This is a genomic window from Streptomyces sp. NPDC088554 (assembly GCF_044752945.1).
Lineage (GTDB): Bacteria > Actinomycetota > Actinomycetes > Streptomycetales > Streptomycetaceae > Streptomyces.
Genome location: NZ_JBIVMF010000003.1, coordinates 136108 through 154925, shown reverse-complemented (window position 1 = coordinate 154925; position 18818 = coordinate 136108). Strand labels below are relative to the sequence as shown.

General features: G+C 71.5%; 17 protein-coding genes and 2 pseudogenes. 14 read left to right on the top strand and 5 right to left on the bottom strand.

The window, feature by feature from the left end:
* Positions 1-97: 97 nt before the first annotated feature.
* Genes ACIP8W_RS04615 through ACIP8W_RS04575 form a run of 9 tightly spaced genes read left to right on the top strand, consistent with a single transcriptional unit; the run spans position 98 to position 8480 of the window.
* Positions 98-403 carry an MSMEG_0570 family nitrogen starvation response protein gene (locus ACIP8W_RS04615; RefSeq protein WP_401952955.1) on the top strand — a complete coding sequence of 102 codons (306 nt, stop codon included), beginning with the start codon at positions 98-100 and terminating at the stop codon, positions 401-403.
* Positions 400-1713, top strand: coding sequence for an MSMEG_0569 family flavin-dependent oxidoreductase (locus ACIP8W_RS04610; protein ID WP_401952953.1), 1314 nt, complete (start codon positions 400-402; stop codon positions 1711-1713). The genes ACIP8W_RS04615 and ACIP8W_RS04610 overlap by 4 nt, the downstream gene beginning before the upstream one ends.
* A gap of 17 nt (positions 1714-1730) precedes the next feature.
* Positions 1731-2546, top strand: coding sequence for an amidohydrolase family protein (locus ACIP8W_RS04605; protein ID WP_401952951.1), 816 nt, complete (start codon positions 1731-1733; stop codon positions 2544-2546).
* Positions 2547-2586: 40 nt separating this feature from the next.
* Positions 2587-3111 carry an MSMEG_0572/Sll0783 family nitrogen starvation response protein gene (locus ACIP8W_RS04600; RefSeq protein WP_401952948.1) on the top strand — a complete coding sequence of 175 codons (525 nt, stop codon included), beginning with the start codon at positions 2587-2589 and terminating at the stop codon, positions 3109-3111.
* A gap of 10 nt (positions 3112-3121) precedes the next feature.
* The gene (locus ACIP8W_RS04595; RefSeq protein WP_402149503.1) at positions 3122-4240 is read left to right on the top strand and encodes an MSMEG_0568 family radical SAM protein; all 1119 of its coding nucleotides are present in this window, start codon (positions 3122-3124) and stop codon (positions 4238-4240) included.
* Between the two features lie 4 nt (positions 4241-4244).
* Positions 4245-5678, top strand: a complete 1434-nt coding sequence (locus tag ACIP8W_RS04590; RefSeq protein WP_402201927.1) for an MSMEG_0567/sll0787 family protein — start codon at positions 4245-4247, stop codon at positions 5676-5678.
* A complete protein-coding gene (locus ACIP8W_RS04585; RefSeq protein ID WP_402201926.1) occupies positions 5675-6559 on the top strand; it encodes a carbon-nitrogen hydrolase family protein in 885 nt (294 codons plus the stop codon). The genes ACIP8W_RS04590 and ACIP8W_RS04585 overlap by 4 nt, the downstream gene beginning before the upstream one ends.
* Positions 6556-7395, top strand: coding sequence for a carbon-nitrogen hydrolase family protein (locus ACIP8W_RS04580; protein WP_401952937.1), 840 nt, complete (start codon positions 6556-6558; stop codon positions 7393-7395). The genes ACIP8W_RS04585 and ACIP8W_RS04580 overlap by 4 nt, the downstream gene beginning before the upstream one ends.
* Entirely contained in the window at positions 7392-8480 is a 1089-nt protein-coding gene (locus ACIP8W_RS04575; protein WP_401952935.1) for an MSMEG_0565 family glycosyltransferase, read from the top strand. The genes ACIP8W_RS04580 and ACIP8W_RS04575 overlap by 4 nt, the downstream gene beginning before the upstream one ends.
* Before the next feature lie 15 nt (positions 8481-8495).
* Here ACIP8W_RS04575 and ACIP8W_RS04570 read toward each other — a convergent pair whose 3' ends face one another.
* From ACIP8W_RS04570 to ACIP8W_RS04555, 4 genes and pseudogenes are all read right to left on the bottom strand, one after another.
* The gene (locus ACIP8W_RS04570; RefSeq protein ID WP_402149511.1) at positions 8496-9215 is read right to left on the bottom strand and encodes a class I SAM-dependent methyltransferase; all 720 of its coding nucleotides are present in this window, start codon (positions 9213-9215) and stop codon (positions 8496-8498) included.
* A gap of 100 nt (positions 9216-9315) precedes the next feature.
* Positions 9316-11751: a SpoIIE family protein phosphatase gene (locus tag ACIP8W_RS04565; RefSeq protein WP_402201924.1), complete on the bottom strand. Its 2436-nt coding sequence runs from the start codon at positions 11749-11751 to the stop codon at positions 9316-9318.
* A gap of 135 nt (positions 11752-11886) precedes the next feature.
* Positions 11887-12315 (bottom strand): annotated as a pseudogene (locus ACIP8W_RS04560) (collagen binding domain-containing protein); the annotation flags it as partial.
* A gap of 472 nt (positions 12316-12787) precedes the next feature.
* Positions 12788-13243, bottom strand: a complete 456-nt coding sequence (locus tag ACIP8W_RS04555; RefSeq protein ID WP_402201922.1) for an SRPBCC family protein — start codon at positions 13241-13243, stop codon at positions 12788-12790.
* 138 nt (positions 13244-13381) lie between these two features.
* On the opposite strand from ACIP8W_RS04555, the gene ACIP8W_RS04550 reads away from it, so the two are divergent.
* Together ACIP8W_RS04550 and ACIP8W_RS04545 are read left to right on the top strand one after the other, a co-directional pair.
* Entirely contained in the window at positions 13382-14422 is a 1041-nt protein-coding gene (locus ACIP8W_RS04550; protein ID WP_402149518.1) for an Rv2578c family radical SAM protein, read from the top strand.
* Positions 14423-14468: 46 nt separating this feature from the next.
* Complete coding sequence (locus tag ACIP8W_RS04545; protein ID WP_401952924.1) at positions 14469-15029, top strand: GNAT family N-acetyltransferase; 561 nt, start codon at positions 14469-14471, stop codon at positions 15027-15029.
* Here ACIP8W_RS04545 and ACIP8W_RS04540 read toward each other — a convergent pair.
* Positions 14978-15544 carry a HEAT repeat domain-containing protein gene (locus ACIP8W_RS04540; RefSeq protein ID WP_401952921.1) on the bottom strand — a complete coding sequence of 189 codons (567 nt, stop codon included), beginning with the start codon at positions 15542-15544 and terminating at the stop codon, positions 14978-14980. The genes ACIP8W_RS04545 and ACIP8W_RS04540 overlap by 52 nt on opposite strands.
* Positions 15545-15878: 334 nt before the next feature.
* Here ACIP8W_RS04540 and ACIP8W_RS04535 point away from each other — a divergent pair.
* The 3 genes and pseudogenes from ACIP8W_RS04535 to ccrA all read left to right on the top strand — a co-directional run.
* Positions 15879-16163: pseudogene (locus ACIP8W_RS04535) on the top strand (3-hydroxyacyl-CoA dehydrogenase NAD-binding domain-containing protein); the annotation flags it as partial.
* 215 nt (positions 16164-16378) lie between these two features.
* Complete coding sequence (locus ACIP8W_RS04530) at positions 16379-17191, top strand: TetR family transcriptional regulator (protein WP_401952919.1); 813 nt, start codon at positions 16379-16381, stop codon at positions 17189-17191.
* Positions 17192-17476: 285 nt separating this feature from the next.
* Positions 17477-18814, top strand: a complete 1338-nt coding sequence (ccrA, locus tag ACIP8W_RS04525) for a crotonyl-CoA carboxylase/reductase (protein WP_401952916.1) — start codon at positions 17477-17479, stop codon at positions 18812-18814.
* Positions 18815-18818: the final 4 nt, after the last annotated feature.

The window sequence follows — 18818 nt, the reverse complement described above, 5'->3', positions numbered from 1 at the left end:
TTCCGGATGACTTCATTCCGCAATACGGGCTGGCTGGAGTGGGTGTCCACAAGCAGCGTCGGCACCTCACAGCCGCGCTGCCCCGCATGGAGGCTTCATGCCCGAGCTCTACTTTCATGTGCGCTGGCCGGACGGCGAGGTCGGCCGCTGCTACTCGCCCTCCACGGTGGTCGAGGACTACTTCGCCAAGGGCGACGTCTACGAACTCGCCGACTTCGTCGAGCGCAGCCGTACCTCGCTCTCCATAGCCGGGGAGCGCGTCCGGGAGAAGTACGGATTCTTCTGCACCGGGGCCTCCGACCAGCTCGCCGAGATCGAACGGACCGCCGCCGCCTACGCCTCCTTACCCGGAGCGAGCGTCACGGTCGAATCGCTGCGGTACGCGGACGGGAGCGAGCGTTGAGCGCGCGATGGCTCGGTGGAGCCCACTACCCGGTGGCCGTGATAGGCGGCGGTCAGGCGGGGCTCTCGGTCAGCTACTGGCTGGGGAGACGCGACATCCAGCACATCGTCATCGAGGCCCATCAGGTCGGCCACGAGTGGCGCGAGCACCGCTGGGACAGCTTCTGCCTCGTCACACCGAACTGGCAGTGCAGACTCCCCGGCTTCCCGTACGCCGGCCCCGACCCCGACGGGTTCATGGGCCGCGACGAGATCATCGGGTACCTGGAGGACTATGTCGCCTCCTTCCGCCCGCCGCTGGTCCAGAACGTGGCCGTCACCTCGCTGCGCCGGTCCGCCGACGGACTCTTCCAACTGAGCACCACCGAGGGCGATATCACCGCCGATCAGGTCGTGGTCGCCACCGGTCCGTACCACACCCCGGCCGTGCCGAGGATGGCCGAGCGCATCCCCACCGGCATCGAGCAGCTCCACTCCTCCCGCTACCGCAGCCCCGATCTGCTGCCCGAGGGCGGTGTACTGGTGGTGGGCACCGGCCAGTCCGGCTGCCAGATCGCCGAGGACCTCCAGCTGGCCGGACGTCAGGTGCATCTCGCGGTCGGCAGCGCACCGCGCGTGGCCCGGTTCTACCGGGGCCGCGACTGTGTGGCCTGGCTGGACGAGATGGGGCACTACGCCAAGAGCATCGACGCGTTCCGCGACGCCGGTACGATCCGGATGCGGGCCAACCACTACGTCACCGGCCGGGACGGCGGGCGCGACATCGATCTGCGGGCCTTCGCCCGGGACGGCATGCGGCTGTACGGACGGCTCACCGAAATCGGGGGCGCCTCACTGGAGTTCGCCGACGATCTCGGCGCCAACCTCGACCGGGCGGACGCGGTCTCCGAGTCCATCAAGGACGCCATCGACGCCCACATCGCCGCGCGCGGCATCCACGCCCCCGACGAGAAGCGGTACACGCCGGTGTGGAAGCCCACCGAGCCGCAGGGCACGCTGGATCTGACCGAGGCCGGGATCACCTCCGTCATCTGGTCGACCGGTTTCACCCGCGACCACCACTGGATAGAGATACCCGCCTTCGACGGCCGCGGCTATCCGATGCACCAGCGCGGCGCGACCAACTGCCCCGGGCTCTACTTCGTGGGTCTGCCATGGCAGCACTCCTGGGGATCGGGACGGTTCGAAGCCGTGGGCCGTGACGCGGAGTTCCTCGCGAACCACATCGACGCCTCCCGTCGGCTCGCCGATGTCTGCGGCGCCCTCACCGGGGCACCCACCGCTCTCTCCTCCGCGCTCCCCGTCGGCTGAAGGTCCCGGTCTCCCCCATGGTTTACGACGCGCACCGGCATATCGGCGTGCTTCCCCCCTTCCCCTTCTACGGCGGTCCTCCGGTCAAGCCGGACATCACGGCCCGTGCCACGATCAGACAGCTGATCGCGGATCTCGACGCCGAGGGCACCGATCGCGCCCTGCTGATCCCCAACTACGGGGTGCCCGACCCGGATATCGCCTTCTCCTTCAATGAACTGGCCATTGAGGCGGCCCAGTTGGACGATCGGATCCGGGCTGGGTTATGGGTCTCGCCGCGCCCGGAGGACGAACAACGCACCTCGCTGGCACTGGCGTTGGCCGGTGAGCGGGGGGTTCGGGCGCTCAAGCTCAGCTTTCTGCTGGGCGGCAGCCCCACCGATCCGGAGTGCCGGCCGATGCTGGACCGGATCTTCGCCGAGGCGGAGCGGCTCAATCTGATCGTCCATGTCCACACCTCGCCGGGCGCCGCGTCCGATATCGACCAGGTGGGCCGGCTGGTCGAGTGGTACGCCGACCGGGTGTCGGTGCATCTGGTGCACTTCGGCGGCGGGATGAGTGGCCATATCAAGCTCGCCGGGTCCCGGTTCTTCGACTGGATCGAGGACGGCAAGCGCGTGTACACCGATCTCTCCTGGGCCATCGGCTTCGCGCCGCGCTGGCTGGTCCGGGAGATCGAGCGCCGCGGCATCGGCCACGACCGGGTGCTCTTCGCCAGCGATCAGCCGTGGGGCGACTTCGAGGGCGAGTACGCCCGCCTCGCCGCCGCGACCGGCGACGGCGAACTCGGCGAACTCGTCTTCCGGGACACCTTCGCCGCGCTCTACGACTGACCTTCCCCAGCCCCGCTTCCATACGTACAAGGAGACAGCCATGTCCGACACCACGCCCGGACTGTCCGAGATCGAGAAGAAGTCCCTGGAGGAGATCCCGCACCCGTCCCTGCCGGAGGGCGCCAGCATCTACGGGTCGACCAAGGTCTTCCCCGACTACCGGGCCGAGGACGGCGAGACGTACTTCACGCTGGTCCACGGCATCGCCCACGAGTCGTCCGTGTCGTTCGTCGCCGTCCTCCAGGCCACCCGCGCGCTGCGCAAGGGCTTCGAGACCGCGATCTACTTCTACGGTCCCGGTTCGCTCAACTGCCTTGCCACCCGCGGCTTTCCGACGGTCGGCAACTCGGCGTTCCCCGGCGAGCACAACATCAACAACCAGCTCAAAACGTTTATCGCCGAGGGCGGCAAGGTCTACTGCTGTCGCTTCGGCCTCTCCCTGCACGGCGCCCGCGAGGAGGACCTCATCGAGGGGGTCATCCCGACCCATCCGCTGGATGTCCAGGACGCGTTGATCCACTATGCGCGCAAGGGCGCCATCATCAACTCCACCTACCAGCTCTAAGGGGCACGTCGTGAGCGTTGGCACCGAATCGACGAGTACGACGGCCACCATGCCGGTGGACGTACGGATCATGACCCGCGCCGAACTCGCCCTGCGCGGAGTGGCGCTGGAGGCGCCCGTCCGGCGGCCGGACGGCGCGGGCCCCAGCGACGACGGCCAGTTCGTCTTGGGGGACGGTCTCGTCGGCTGTGCCAACGCCGCGCTGCCCACCAACCCGGACAGTCCCTACAGCGTCCGCGACGGCAGGGTCTGGCTCGGTGACGAGGACACCGGGCTGACCCTGGAGCCCGTACGGCGGCCGAAGTTCTACGACCTGATGACGGCGGACGGTATCCGGTACGAGCGGATCGCCCGGCTGCACGGCGCCGATGTGCTGGCCACCACCGTCGTCCAGACGTGTATCCGCTACTCCGAGGCGGACCGCTGCCGCTTCTGCACCATCGAGGAGTCGCTGCGCTCCGGAGCCACCGTCGCCGCCAAGTCCCCGACGCAGCTCGCCGAGGTCACGGAGGCGGCCGTACGGCTCGACGGCGTCCGGCAGATGGTGATGACCACCGGCACCACCACAGGCCCCGACCGGGGTGCGCGGGTTCTCGTACGTTCCGTGCGGGCGGTGCTCGGCGCCGTGCCCGGACTGCCGGTCCAGGTGCAGTGTGAACCACCGCGCGATCTGGCATGGATCCGCGCGCTGCACGACGCCGGGGCGACGGCGATCGGCATCCATGTCGAGGCACTGGACGATTCCGTACGACGGCGGTGGATGCCCAGCAAGTCGACCGTCCCGTTGACGGAGTACGAGGCGGCGTGGGACGAGGCGGTCCGGATCTTCGGACCGAACCGGGTCTCCACGTACCTGCTCGTCGGGCTCGGCGAGGATCCCGACGAACTGATCGCGGGGGCAGGCGGGTTGATCGATCGGGGCGTCTATCCGTTCGTGGTCCCCTTCCGGCCGATGAGCGGCACACTCGCCGCCCGCGACGGCATCACCGGGCCGGGCGCGGAGCTGCTGCGGTACGTCACCGAGGGCGTCGCGGCGAAACTGCGCGCGGCCGGGATGCGCGGCGTCGACCAGAAGGCCGGCTGCGCGGCCTGCGGGGCGTGCAGTGTGCTGCCCTCGGCAGGCGGGTGAGCCGGTGAATCTCGACGGATCCACCACGGTGCCGGTCACGGACCGGCCACAGGACATCCTGGCGCTGCTGGGGGACCGCAGCACACTGGACCGGCAGCCGGTGTGCCGGATCGAGCAGGCCGACGACGCCGGGGCGCTGAGCGCCTACCGGCGGCTGCGCAGGGACGCGTTCGTCCATGAGCAGGGGCTGTTCGAGGGGCACGATCTCGACGACCGGGACTCCGATCCCCGGACCTCGGTGCTCGTCGCCCTCGACCGCGACGGCGCGGTGGTGGGCGGCGTGCGGCTCGGGCCCGTCGACGACGGACCCGACCTGGGCTGGTGGGCCGGCGGCCGGCTGGCCGTCGCGCCCGCCGCCCGCCGGCTCGGCGGTATCGGCCCGGCGCTCGTCCGCGCGGCCTGTGCCAGGGCCGAGGCCGAGGGCGCGCTGCGGTTCGACGCGACCGTACAGACGCGCAACGAGACGCTGTTCCGGCGGCTCGGCTGGGAGCGAATACGCGAGGTGCCGGTGGCCGGTGCCCCGCATGTGCTGATGCGCTGGCCGATCGGACGGATCGCCGCCCAGGTCGCGGCGACCAAGGCGGCGCTGGGCGGGCTGCTCGCGGGGCTGACGCCCGGCGGTGCCGGGTTCCTCGGCGACGACGGGGCCCCCGTACCCGGTACGGACATGATCGCCGCGTGTGACGCGATCGTGCCGTCCATGGTCGAGCGCGACCCGGAGTGGGCGGGCTGGTGCGCGGTACTGGTCAACCTCAACGACCTGGCCGCGATGGGCGCCGCCCCGTTGGGCCTGCTGGACGCGCTCGGCGCCCCGGACCGGGCGCATGCCGCCCAGGTCCTGGCGGGGCTGAAGCGGGCCGCCGACACGTACGGGGTGCCGGTCCTGGGCGGCCACACCCAACTGGGGGTGCCCGCCGCCCTGTCGGTGACCGCGCTGGGCCGTACGGACCGGCCGGTGCCGGGCGGCGGCGGCCGGCCCGGTCACACCGTACGGCTGACCGCCGACCTCGGTGGGGCCTGGCGGGCCGGATACCGGGGCCGCCAGTGGGACTCGACCAGCCATCGGCGCAGCGGTGAACTGCGCACGATGCTCGGCGCGGTCGCCACCGCCCGCCCGGCCGCCGCCAAGGACGTGTCGATGGCCGGGATCGCGGGCACCCTGGGCATGCTCGCCGAGGCGAGCGGCTGCGCGGCGGTGCTGGACGTGGCGGCCGTGCCCCGTCCCGGTGGTACGGCCATGGGCGACTGGCTCACCTGTTTCCCGGGGTACGCCATGCTCACCACCGGCGCACCGGGCGCCCCCGCGCTGCCCGCGGGGCCCGCCACCGGGGCGGTGTGCGGGGAGCTGACCGCGGGAGCGGGGGTCGGGCTGCGCTGGCCCGACGGAGACATCACAGCAGCGGTCACCACTACGGTGACCGGAATGGGAACCGCATGAACACCCTGCGCATGGCAGCCGTCTCGGCCTCCTTCGGCCGCGACCTCGAAGAGGACTTCGCCACCGTCGAACGGCTCATCGGGGAGGCCAGGAAGCAGAACGTACAGCTCCTCGCCCTCCCCGAGGCGTGTCTCGGCGGCTATCTCCTGAGCCTCGACGGGGACGGTACGGGGGACGGCGGCGCGGCGGACCGTGGCGCGGCCGGGGATCCGGGTCCGCCGCCGCTGGCGGTGGACGGTCCCGAGATCCGGCGACTGGCCGCGCTGGCCGGGGAGATGACCGTGGTCGCGGGGTACTGCGAGGCCGCCGGCGACACCCGCTACAACAGCGTGGTCTGTGTGACCGGCGACGGTGTCCTCGGCAACCACCGCAAGGTCCACCAGCCGCTGAACGAGGACGCCTCCTACGCCTCCGGCGACCGGTTCCGCGCCTTCGACACCCCCGTCGGCCGACTGGGCATGATGATCTGTTACGACAAGGCGTTCCCCGAGTCCGCCCGCGCCCTGTCCCTGGACGGCGCGGAGATCGGGGTGTGCGTGTCCGCCTGGCCCGGCGCGCGGACCGCCGCTTCCACCGATCTGGCCGCCGACCGGTGGAAGCGCCGCTTCGACCTGTTCGACCGGGCCCGCGCCCTGGAGAACCAGATCGTGTGGGTGTCCGCCAACCAGACGGGTACCTTCGGTTCGCTACGCTTTGTCGGCAGTGCCAAGGTCGTCGACCCGGGCGGTGAGATCCTCGCCGAGACCGGGGTGACGGCCGGTATGGCGGTGGCCGAGCTGGATGTGGCGCGGGCTCTGGTGACCGCCCGCCGGTCCATGGGGCATCTGCGCGACCGGCGCCCGGAAACCTACGACACCTCCCCGGGAGCGGTCAGCGTATGAGCACTGTCCGGATCGCGGCCGTGGCCGCCCACTTCGGCCGTGACCTGGAGTTCGACCTCGCGCGGATCAGCAAGCTGATCGACGACGCCCGCAAGGAGCGCGCGGGGCTGCTCGTCCTGCCCGACGCGGCCCTCGGCGGCTATCTCACCGATCTGCGCCACCCCGACCCCGACACACTGCCACCCGCGCTGGCCCCCGACCATCCACTGATCCACCGGGTGGCGGAGCTGGCCGCCGAGATGGTGGTGTGTGTGGGCTACCGCGAGGACGGCGGCGACGGAACACACTTCAACGCGGCGGTGTGTGTCAGCGGCGACGGTGTCCTGGGCCGCCACCGCAAGGTGCACCTCCCCGCGGGCGAGACCGCCGCGTACACACCGGGTGACCGCTTCGACGCGTTCGACACCCCGGTCGGCCGGATCGGGATGCTCATCGACTACGACAAGACCTTCCCGGAGTCCGCCCGTTCGCTGGCGCTGGACGGCGCGCAGGTCCTCGCCTGTCTCTCCGCCTGGCCCACCAGCATCACCAACCGCGCCCCGCGCATGGCGCAGGACCGTCAGGCCAGGCTCTTCGACCTGTACGACCAGGCGCGCGCCGCCGAGAACCAGACCGTGCTGGCCTCCTCCAACCAGACCGGCACCCTCGGCGGTATGCGCTTCCTCGGCCAGGCCAAGGTCGTCGGTCCCGGCGGCGACATCCTCGCCCGTACCTGGTCCAAGGCGGGGCTGGCCGTCGCCGAGGTCGACATCATCACCGAGATCGACCGTGCCCGCCGGGTCCTGCACCATCTTGAGGAACGCCGGCCCGACACCTACCGGGAGACCCGCCCGTGAAGATCGCGCTGCTCAGCTACTCCACCAAACCGCGCGGCGGTGTCGTCCACACCCTCGCGCTGGCCGAGGCGCTGGCCGCCATCGGCGAGGAGGTGACGGTCTGGTCGCTGGGGCGCGGCGGCGACAGCGGGTTCTTCCGCACGGTCGACCCGGCCGTGACCCTGCGGATCGTCCCCTTCCCGGACGGCCCGCCCGGGGAGGACGTCGGTGCGCGCATCCTGCGCTCGATCGCCGTGCTCCGCGACGCCTTCGACCCGGTCCCGTACGACATCGTCCACGCCCAGGACTGCATCAGCGCCAACGCGGTCGACCGCTGTGTCCGTACCGTCCACCATCTCGACCACTTCACCACCCCCGAGCTGGCCGCCTGTCACGAGCGGGCCCTCACCGACCCGTACGCGCACCTCTGCGTCTCCCGTACCGTCGCGGACGAACTGGCCGCCGGGTGGGGGCTGAAGGCCGAGGTCATCCCCAACGGGGTGGCGTACGAACGGTTCGCGGCCACCGCACCCGCCGACCGGGGGCGGTGGCGGGAGCGGCTGGGCCGCTATGTCCTGACGGTCGGCGGCATCGAACCGCGCAAGGGCTCCCTCGATCTGCTGGAGGCGTACGCCCTGCTGCGGGACCGGCGTCCGGACACCGCGCTGGTCGTCGCGGGCGGGGAGACGCTCTTCGACTACCGCGACTACCGGACCCGATGGGACACCCGGGTGGCGGAACTGGGTATCGAACCGGTCATTCTCGGTCAGATACCTGACCAGGATCTTCCTTCCCTGGTCGCCGCCGCCGACGTGTTCGCCTTTCCCTCCCTCAAGGAGGGGTTCGGCCTCGCCGCGATGGAGGCCCTCGCCGCCGGGGTGCCCCTCGTCGTCCGCGATCTCCCGGTCCTGCGCGAGGTGTTCTCCGGCGCTGCCCGCTTCGCCGCCACGCCCGCCGCCCTCGCCGCCGAGCTGGACGCGGCCCTCACCGACGACAGCCCGGCACGGCGGCGGGCGGGCCGCGCGCTCGCCGCCCGCCACACCTGGGCCGAGGCGGCCCGGCGCCATGTCGCCTTCTACCGCTCGCTCGGCCGAGGCCGAGACTGAGGCCGGGTCATGCGGTCACGTACGGGCCAGTACGAACCACCGGGCCGGCAGATCGATCCGCGTACCGTCCGCCAGGAACTCGGTCTGCGGGAGTACGGTGTCCCCGCTCGCCAGGACGGTCAGACCCGCCGTGTCCAGCAGCTCCACCACCTCCTCGTCCCGGGCGCCGGCCGGTTTGAGACCGTGGTCGAAGACCCGGCGCAGCTTCTCGGGCGGGCCGCCGGGAGCGCTCGCCGCCTGCTGGAGGACGGTATGGGAGGCGCTGGTCAGTTCGGCGACGAAGGCCCGGCCCCGAGGGCCGAGCAGTGTGGCGACGGCGGCGGCGACGGCGGGCCGGTCCTGGGGGTCGCTCTGGTGGATGACCGCACGCATATAGACATTGGCGTCACCGATCCGGTCACGCAGCGCACCGACCTGATCCTGATCGACCAGATTGAGCTGCTCGAACTCGGCGCTCTTCGCCGTGTCCGCGCGCCGCGCGTGCTCGATCGCCGCATGGGAGAGGTCGACCCCGATCGCACGGGTGAACCGGGTGGCGAGATAGCGGGTCTGGGTGCCGTTCCCGCAGCCGAGATCGACGACGGGCAGTGCGGGGTCGGCGTACGGAAGGAGCAGGTCGCAGTGGGGGGCGGCGGCGAGTGACGGATCCGTGTCCCAGATCGCCTCGCCGGGCGCGTCGGAGGTCTCGCGCCAGAAGCCTTCCCATGACGCGCGGTAGCGGCGTGAAACGTCCATCTGCGGTCTCCCCGGTGTCCGGCCCGCCGGAGACGGGCTGTAGGAGAGGAATACCGTCCGCTCGGGCCGGGGAACAAGAGGACGGTGGCGTTTCCCGCCCTCAGTTCGACCATATGGGCGCCGCTTTGGTAAGCGCCTGTTCGAACCAGACCGTCTTTCCCCGCGCCGAGCTGGTGGAGCCCCACTGTCGCGCCAGGCTGCTCACCACCCGCAGCCCGCGCCCGGCCTCGTCGTCCCGGCCGGCGCCGAGCAGCGTGGCGGGGGCCGGATCGTCGTCGACGACCTCGCACAGCAGCGCGTCCGTACGGACCAGCCGCAGGACGACCGGCTCGGAGCGCGCGTGGTTGATCGCGTTGGTGACCAGCTCACTGACCATCAGCTCGGCCGTCTCCACCGCGTCCGGCAGTTGCCATGCGAGCAACTGGGCACGGACCCGCCGTCTGGCCCTGGCCACTTCCCGTGGCTCCAGGGCGAGCCGGTGCTCGGCCACGGCCTCGTCCGGGATGCCGTTGAGCCTGGCCATCAGCAGCGCCACATCGTCCTTGCGCCCGCCCCGGGTGTTCAGCGCGCGGATGATGGTGTCGCAGGCGCCGTCCATCGAGGCGGCGGGGTGGGCGGCGGACTCGCAGAGCGCCGCGAGCCCGTCCCCGATGTCCGCGCCGCGCACCTCGACCAGCCCGTCGGTGCACAGCACCAGCCGGTCGCCGGGCCGGATCCGTACCGTCATGGTCTCGAAGGCCACACCGCCGACACCGATCGGCGCCCCGGTGGGTACGTCGAGGACCTCGGCGCTGCCGTCCTCGACACGGACGAGCACCGGAGGGATATGTCCGGCGTTGGCGATCTGGATCTCGGATCTGATCGGGTCGTACACCGCGTACAGACAGGTCGCCAGATACAGCTCACCGAGCCGCTGCGCCAAGTCGTCGAGATTGCGCAGCAGTTGGGCGGGCTCCATTTCCATGGTCGCCATCGTCTGGACAGCGGTGCGTAACTGGCCCATCATCGCGGCCGAGTTGAGGCCGTGGCCCATGACATCGCCGACGACGAGCGCGGTGCGCGATCCGGGCAGTTTGACGGCGTCGAACCAGTCGCCGCCGATCCGGCCGAGCCGGGTGCCCGGCAGATAGCGGGTGGCGATGTCACATCCCGCCATCCGCGGCGGGACCTGCGGCAGCATGCTGTCCTGGAGGGTCTCGGCGACGTTCTCCTGGTACGTGTACATGCGGGCGTTGTCGAGTACGAGCCCGGCGCGGGCGGCGAGTTCGGCGCCGGTCGTGCGGTCCATGTCGTCGAACGGCTCGCGCTCCCCGCGGCGCATCAGCACCATGAAGCCGAGCACCACATCGCGCGCCTTGAGCGGTACGAGCAGCATCGAGCGGTGGTTGATGAGCGGGCGCAGATCGCGCTTCTCGAACTGCGCGGAGATACGGTCGCCCGCCTCCTGGCTGATCCGGGTGATCAGGACGGGTTCGCCGGTGACCATGCACTGGAAGAACGGAGTGTGTTCCGGGAAGGCGATGGCCTCGCCGACCGGCACGGTGTCGTCCCAGCGGCCCGGCTCGTCGTTGTGTTCGACCCAGACCCGGTGCCAGATGGTGGTCACATCGGGCGGCCCGTCCGGGAACCCCTCACCGGCGAGGACGGCGGCGCGCAGATGCGTACCGGCGAAGTCGGTGAAGCGCGGGACCGCCGCGCTGGTGACCTCGCGGATGGTGCGGGCCAGGTCGAGGGAGGATCCGATCCGGCCGCTGACCTCGTTCAGGAACTCCAGCCGCTCACGCACCGCGGCGTATTCCAGGTCGAGTTCGGGCCGGGGCGCGGCCCGGCGCGCGGTCCGCGCGGTCCGCGTACCGTCATCGTCCTCCGGGGCGGGGTGCCCGGCCGAGCGGCGGGGCACGCCCCAGTCCGGGGTGACGGGGACCCGGTCGTGGTGGCTGAACTCCAGTACGGGGTAGCCCAGTTCGAGTACCTGTGCGACGACGCGGTTGGACTCGGCGGGGCCCATGTTCGGCAGGATGTCCGGCAGCCGCTTGGCGAGCGCGTCGGCGTCGGGGAACTCGGTGTGCAGGGCGAAGCCCGGGGCGATCCGCAGAACCGACGTATCGTCACCGCGGTCCTCGGCGGCGAACTGTCCGGCGTCCGCCGCGAGGATGAGATGGCGCCCGGCTCCCGGGCCGACCAGCGGATAGGCCCACCACAGCACATCGAGCCGGTCGCACCCCGGCTCGGATACCTTCGCGCGTCCGGCGGTGGGGTAGGAGCCGCGCGCGTGCAGCTCCGGGCCCAGCTCGTCGTAGATGTCGTACGTCCCGTGGGCGACGCCGTACTCCTCGGCGGCGAGGGCTCCGGCGACCGGCATCAGATCGGCCGCGGGCAGGCCGACCGCCTCGTCCTTCGCCCGGCCGAACAGCCGGCGGGCGCCGGACGACCAGTGCGACACCAGGCCGCCGCCGTCCACGACGACCACGGCGAGCGGAATCCGGCCGGCCGCGCCGAACTGCTCCGGCGACCGCGGCGGAATGCCACTGTCCATGGCTGGAAGGCTCCTTCCCTGCCGCCCGGATCCGCGGCTCCGCCCTCCACCGTACGGCCCTTCGCACTCAATGCGCCGGGCAATGAACTAATAGGTAGTGCGCCCGCGCACAACCTTTTTCTGACTGAAATTCAGTCAGTCCTCGTGGCTCAGCAGAAGATCGCGCTCGGTGCGTCCGCCGCCCGCCATCCGGAGCACCGTGGCCACCGGCGGGCAGCCCGCGGCGATCACCGTGTATTCGCCCGACGACAGGTCAACGAAGCGGAAGACACCGTCGGGACCGGTGATGAGGGTGTCCACCACATTCCCCGCCGCGTCGAGCAAGGTCACGCGCGCGTCCTCGACGGGCCGCTCTCCCCCGGCGCGAACGGTACCGCGCAGCACCGCTCCGCCCGCCAGTTCGATGTCCTGCCGGGTCTCGCGCGACGACTGCACACCGACCGGCAGCGCGGAGGGCCGGAAGGCCGGGGCGCCGGCCGCGAGGGTGTACTCCCCGGCCACCAGCTCCGAGATCACATAGCCGCCCTCGCGCCCGCTGCGGGTGGAGGCGACCACCTCGCCCCCTGTTCCAGCGCGGCCGGCAGCAGCGCGAGCATCAGCCCGGCGAAGACCAGCCGCACCTGACGCGGGCCGCGTGTCCCGGCGGGGAGCCCCCCGCCGGGCCGACGGGGGCGGCGAGCCGGCCGGTGCGGGAGCGGCCTGGCCCCGGCCCGCCCGGTGTCCTCCCCGCCCGGTCCGGCGCCCCGCCCGACACCCTTCACCAGAGTGGTCCCGCCCACGTACCGCTCCCCTCGTCACACCTGCGCGGCGTCATTGTTCACATCGCGCGCCAAGCGGGAGCAAGCGGGCTCTTCCAGCTCGAAGAGGCCCGGGAGAAGGGCAAGTTGGGCGGACGGATAGGGTGTCGAGGCGCTCATCAGGGGCTTTCCCGCGACGTGTCGCGCAGGCCCGCGGGGGGTGCGTCGAGGGCAAGACCACTCGAATCGGTGACTCCGGCAACGATCTCCCGGACACACCTCCGATTCATGGCCCCGGCTCAGTCCTTGGGCTGCGACTCGGTCTCGGCGGCGAGCTTTTCGAGCAGTTCGTCATAGACGCGCGCCAGCCCCTTGGGCGCGAAGGTCCGCTCGAAGAAGCCGCCGACCCCACTCGCGCCGTCCCAGACCGTCACGACGACGGCCTTCGAATGGCCCTCACCGGCCGGGGTGACGGTCCAGGTGGTGACCATCGAGGAGTTGCGGTCCTTCTCGACGAGCTGCCCGTCGGTCGGCTCGGTCACCTCCAGCAGGCAGTCGCGTACGCGCTTGCTGGTGGCCTGGAGCTTCCAGTGGACGAGGGTGCCCTCACCGTCACCGCCCTCCCGGACCTCGTACTCGCTGAACTGGCCCGGCATGAGCTTCGCGCGGGTGTTCTCGTAATCGGCCAGCGCATCGAACACCGTCTCCGGGTCCGCCGCGATGATTCGCTCCGTCGTGGCCTCGACCTGCGCCATGGATCTTCCTCCAGCACTCGGTATTTCGGTGGGGTGCGGTCAGCCAACCACCCTCCGGCGCACCCGCCCAAATCCGGGGCGCGGCGATCAAGTGAACATATGTTCTATTCTTCGGGCAGCACCACCGAGGAGGCAGCCATGCGCTGGGACAATCTGGTCGAGAACACCACGGTGACCGGGCCATCCGGGGCCATCGCGCTCTTCAGTACGGACGCGGTCACCACCCGCACCTTTGACACGCCCGAATTCCGCGGCGTCACCTTCCACGAGATCCGCGCCCGTTCGATCGTGAACCGGGTGCCGGGCGCGTCCCGGATGCCGTTCGAATGGACGGTGAATCCGTACCGTGGCTGTACCCACGCCTGTGTCTACTGTTTCGCCCGCAAGACCCACAGCTATCTGGATCTGGACACCGGGCTCGGCTTCGACTCGCAGATCGTCGTCAAGATCAACGCACCGGAGCTGGTACGGCGGCAGCTGGCCTCCCCCCAGTGGCGGGGCGCGCATATCGCGATGGGCACGAATGTCGACTGCTACCAGCGGGCGGAGGGACGCTACCAGCTGATGCCGGGGATCATCACGGCGCTGCGCGACCGGGCGAATCCTTTCTCCATCCTCACCAAGGGCACCCTGATCCTGCGCGATCTGGAGCTGCTGCGGGAGGCCGCCGCCGTCACCGAGGTGGGGATCTCGGTCTCGGTCGGCTTCGTCGACGAGGAGCTGTGGCGCACGGTCGAACCGGGCACACCGTCCCCCGGCCGCCGCCTCGACGTCGTACGCGCCATGGCCACCGCGGGCATCGACTGCGGGGTCCTGATGGCGCCGGTCGTCCCCTTCCTGGGCGACCGCCCCGACCAGCTGCGCGAGACGGTACGGGCGATAGCCGCCGCCGGGGCGACCTCGGTGACCCCGCTCGCCCTGCATCTGCGGCCGGGCGCGCGCGAGTGGTTCATGGAGTGGCTGGGGCGCCACCATCCGGGGCTGGTGGCGCGGTACGAACAGCTGTACGCCGACGGCGCGTACGCCCCGAAGTGGTACCGGCGCCGGATCACCCGGCAGGTGCACGAGCTGGCCGCCGAATTCGGCATCGGCCCCGCGAGCGGCGGCCGGGCCCGGCGCGTCACCGGCCGGGAGCGGCCGGGACCCGAGCCGGAGGCCACCCAGCTCACCCTGCTGTGAGCACCATGGATCCGGCGTTGTCAGTGGTGTCGTGGAGGATGTCCCCATGACCGAGCTCACGCGTCCACACGTCCGGGAGATGGCCGACGACGACTGCGAGGCCGTGGCCGAAATCCGGGTGCGCGGCTGGCAGTACGCGTACGTGGGACGCGTGCCACAGCCGTATCTGGACGCGATGAGCGTCCAGGAGGAGATATCCGTACGCCGTGAGCGGTTCGCGGAGGGCGCGGGACGGACGGTCGCCCTGGTGGCGGAGCGCGACGGCCGGGTCGTCGGATGGGGGTGTTACGGACCGGGCCGGGACCAGGACGCGCGGGACCGGTCCGCCGAGCTGTACGCGCTGTATGTGCTGCCCGAGCAGATATCCACCGGGGTCGGCCTGGCCCTGATGGAGACGCTGACGTCCCGGGCCGGGGCGGACGGCTACCGGTCGCTGCTGCTCTGGGTCCTGCGGGAGAACGCGCGGGCCCGGCGCTTCTACGCGAAGGCCGGCTTCGCGCCGGACGGCGCGGAGGCGGCCTTCGAGGTGGCCGGGGCCCAGGTCCCCGAGGTGCGTTACGCGATGCGGCTGAGCGCGTCGGAGGCGGCCGGGCCCAGCCTCGGGTGAGCCCGCGCGGCTTCGAGGACGTCCCGCGCCCCGCCGTCCCCGAGCCGCCCGAGACCCTCCACGCAGGCGAGTGCGACGCGCCAGTGCGGCTCGTCCGGCGCCAGCAGCCGGCGCAGCGTGGCGGTCAGCGCCGGTACGGACTCGGGGGCGGCCAGCTCCGCGAGCAGCCGTACGGGATGCAGGGCGTACGCGGTCCGCAGCGCGTTGGTGGCGAGCGCGGCGGCGGCTCTGGCGGTGCGGGGGTCGCCGAGCCGGGCCAGGGCGTGGGAGGCGGCGACACAGCGTTCGGGGTCGCGGTGGTTCAGGAGCAGCACCAGCGTCTCGAAGGCCCGCCGGTCGCCCGCGCAGCCGAGCCGGAACGCGGCGGTCTCCCGTGCCCAGAGGGGGCGTTCGCGTGCGGTGAGGACCGCGGCGAGCTCTTCCCGGTCCTCGGTGGCGAGAAGCCGTTCGCAGACGTCCGTCCCGCCGGATTCGGCCCGTACGCGGTCCGCGAGCGCGCGGAGGTCCTCGTCCATGCGGCCAGCGTAGCGATCCGTACCGCCGTGCCCCAGCGCACAGTCGCGGCCCACCGCCGACGCACACCACCGTCGCGCATCGCTGACGCACACCACCGACGCATGCCTCTGGCGCGCTCGTTACCCGTCGGTTAACCTCGGGTGGGCGGACACCCTCCGCGATCCATGACGGCCTGGTGACGCAGCCGCCATGAGTACCACCGCTGTCGGTTCAGCGGCACCGCGTGTACGGCGCGCCCCGGGACAGGGCCCGCCGCCTCTCCGCACCTCCCGCCCGACCGCCGCGCGCCTCACGCGCGTTCCTCAGCCGTCACTCTTCCTCTGGAGTCCCCCGATGGACATCCCCGCGGACACCTCCGCCGTCCCCACGGACAGCGCCGCTCTCTCCACGATCGCCGTCGTCGGCCTCGGCACGATGGGATCCGGCATCGCCGAGGTCCTCGCGCGGGCCGGCCGCGAGGTCATCGGCATCGACATCAGTGACGCGGCCGCCGCCCGCGCGGTGGCCGCGCTCGAAGCGTCCACCGCGCGCTCCGTGGCGCGCGGCCGGATCGGCGAGGAGGAACGGCGCACGGTGCTCGGCCGGTTCCGTACCTTCTCCGCTCCGCACGCCGTGGCGGCGGGCTGTCCGGACCGCAAGACGGGGCGCGGCTTCCGCGAATATGCCAAGCGGTGACCCCGTCGGGGGAACCGGTCCGTCCGGCCGCCCGGGACGGACCGCCGGACGGACCGCCGGACGGACCGGTGAACAGACCGGTGGACGCACCGCCGGACGGACCCGACGGCCCGCCCCCACCAGCGCGCCCTGCTGCGCGAATGCAGTACGTTCACCTCATGTCCCAGCCCGCCAGGTCCGCCCGTACCAGCCCCAAGTCCGACGTCCCGGAGAGTGCCGTCGGCACCCGGGCCGCCGCCCAGCGGCTCAAGATGCGCCGCGAGCTGGCGGCGGCGGCCATGGAGCTGTTCGCGGCCAAGGGGTACGAGGCGACGACCGTCGACGAGATCGCCGCCGCGGCCGGGGTCGCCCGCCGGACCTTCTTCCGGCACTTCCGCTCGAAGGAAGAGGCGATCTTCCCGGACCACGACGACACGCTCGTACGGGCGGAGGCGGTCCTCAACGCCGCGCCCGCCCACGAACATCCGCTCGACACCATCTGCCAGGGCATCAAGGAAGTCATGCGGATGTACGCGGCGTCGCCGGCCGTCTCCGTCGCGCGCTACAAGCTCACCCGCGAGGTGCCCACCCTGCGGCAGGCCGAGATCGCGTCGGTGGCCCGCTACGAGCGGCTGTTCACCCGCTATCTGCTGGGCCACTTCGACGAGCGCGACCACATCGACGGCAACGACGACCCGCTGATGGCGGAGGTGGCCGCGTCCGCCGTCGTCACCGCGCACAACCATGTGCTGCGGCGCTGGCTGCGGGCGGGCGGGCGGGGCGATGTCGAGGGGCAGCTCGACCACGCCTTCGCCATCGTCCGCACCACCTTCGGCCGGGGCATCGGCGTGGGCCCGATCATGGGCGGCGAGCCCCGGCGGCCCGCCGCCACGACACACACCAGCGGCGATGTCCTGGTGGCCGTGGCGCGTACGGACGCCCCACTGGACGAGGTCATGCGCACCATCCAGCAGGCGCTCAAGGACGCGTAGCCGCCCGCCCCGGCTTCCGCGAGGGCGGCACTTCCAGAGCTTTGGCACCCAGTGCCTTGCCACCTGTCACGCCGTGCCATACGTTGATGTCGTCCGGCCGTTCCACGGGCCATCTCCCCGTGACCCCGGACGCCTGCGTCACAGGCACTTCAGCACCGCACCGCCCGCGCCCACCCGGCGCCGCCCAGCAGCAGCACCGCCGAACCGACGGCACACCTCCACCGCACCCGGCGCCGTCCCGCGCCGGTCCCCCGACGTACCCTCAGCTTCGCCGGAGGCACCACCGTGAAGGAAATCCTGGACGCCATCCAGTCGCCGGAGAGCACGCCCGCCGACTTCGCCGCACTGGCCCTGCCCGCCTCGTACCGCGCCGTCACCGTGCACAAGGACGAGACCGAGATGTTCGCCGGTCTCCCCTCCCGGGAGAAGGACCCCCGCAACTCCCTCCATCTCGACGAGGTGCCGGTGCCCGCGCTCGGCCCCGGCGAGGCCCTGGTGGCCGTCATGGCCAGCTCGGTGAATTACAACTCCGTCTGGACCTCCCTCTTCGAACCGCTGCCGACCTTCGCCTTCCTGGAGCGGTACGGCAGGCTCGGCGAACTCGCCGGACGGCACGACCTCCCGTACCACGTCATCGGCTCCGACCTCTCCGGTGTCGTGCTGCGCACCGGCCCCGGTGTCAACGCCTGGCGCCCCGGTGACGAGGTCGTCGCCCACTGCCTCTCCGTCGAGCTGGAGTCGTCCGACGGACACAACGACACGATGCTCGACCCGGAGCAGCGGATCTGGGGCTTCGAGACCAACTTCGGCGGTCTGGCGGAGCTGGCGCTCGTGAAGTCCAACCAGCTGATGCCCAAACCCCAGCACCTCAGTTGGGAGGAGGCCGCGTCGCCCGGCCTGGTCAACTCCACCGCGTACCGTCAGCTGGTGTCCCGCAACGGCGCCGGGATGAAGCAGGGCGACAACGTGCTGATCTGGGGCGCGAGCGGTGGACTCGGCTCGTACGCCACGCAGTTCGCGCTCGCCGGCGGGGCCAATCCGGTCTGTGTGGTGTCCAGCGACCGGAAGGCGGAGATCTGCCGCCGGATGGGCGCGACGGCCGTCATCGACCGCAGCGCCGAGGACTACCGGTTCTGGCGGGACGAACACCACCAGGACCCGCGCGAGTGGAAGCGCTTCGGCCGGCACATCCGCGAACTGACCGGCGGCGAGGACGTCGACATCGTCTTCGAGCACCCGGGCCGCGAGACCTTCGGCGCCAGTGTGTACGTCACCCGCAAGGGCGGCACGATCGCCACCTGCGCCTCGACCTCCGGCTACACCCACGAGTACGACAACCGCTATCTGTGGATGTCGCTGAAGCGGATCGTCGGCTCGCACTTCGCCAACTACCGTGAGGCGTGGGAGGCGAACCGGCTGGTCGCCAAGGGGCGGATCCATCCCACGCTCTCCCGGGTCCACCCCCTGGAGGAGACCGGCCAGGCCGTGTACGACGTCCACCGGAACCTGCACCAGGGCAAGGTCGGTGTGCTGGCGCTGGCACCGCGGGAGGGGCTGGGGGTGCGGGACGAGGAGTTGCGGGCCCGGCATCTGGACTCCATCAATCTCTTCCGGAACGCGTGAGGTT

Coding starts and splice junctions, on each gene's coding strand:
- ACIP8W_RS04615 (WP_401952955.1), top strand. CDS start 98: ATGCCCGAGCTCTACTTTCATGTGCGCTGGCCGGACGGCGAGGTCGGC.
- ACIP8W_RS04605 (WP_401952951.1), top strand. CDS start 1,731: ATGGTTTACGACGCGCACCGGCATATCGGCGTGCTTCCCCCCTTCCCC.
- ACIP8W_RS04600 (WP_401952948.1), top strand. CDS start 2,587: ATGTCCGACACCACGCCCGGACTGTCCGAGATCGAGAAGAAGTCCCTG.
- ACIP8W_RS04585 (WP_402201926.1), top strand. CDS start 5,675: ATGAACACCCTGCGCATGGCAGCCGTCTCGGCCTCCTTCGGCCGCGAC.
- ACIP8W_RS04580 (WP_401952937.1), top strand. CDS start 6,556: ATGAGCACTGTCCGGATCGCGGCCGTGGCCGCCCACTTCGGCCGTGAC.
- ACIP8W_RS04570 (WP_402149511.1), bottom strand. CDS start 9,215: ATGGACGTTTCACGCCGCTACCGCGCGTCATGGGAAGGCTTCTGGCGC.
- ACIP8W_RS04565 (WP_402201924.1), bottom strand. CDS start 11,751: ATGGACAGTGGCATTCCGCCGCGGTCGCCGGAGCAGTTCGGCGCGGCC.
- ACIP8W_RS04555 (WP_402201922.1), bottom strand. CDS start 13,243: ATGGCGCAGGTCGAGGCCACGACGGAGCGAATCATCGCGGCGGACCCG.
- ACIP8W_RS04550 (WP_402149518.1), top strand. CDS start 13,382: ATGCGCTGGGACAATCTGGTCGAGAACACCACGGTGACCGGGCCATCC.
- ACIP8W_RS04545 (WP_401952924.1), top strand. CDS start 14,469: ATGACCGAGCTCACGCGTCCACACGTCCGGGAGATGGCCGACGACGAC.
- ACIP8W_RS04540 (WP_401952921.1), bottom strand. CDS start 15,544: ATGGACGAGGACCTCCGCGCGCTCGCGGACCGCGTACGGGCCGAATCC.
- ACIP8W_RS04530 (WP_401952919.1), top strand. CDS start 16,379: ATGTCCCAGCCCGCCAGGTCCGCCCGTACCAGCCCCAAGTCCGACGTC.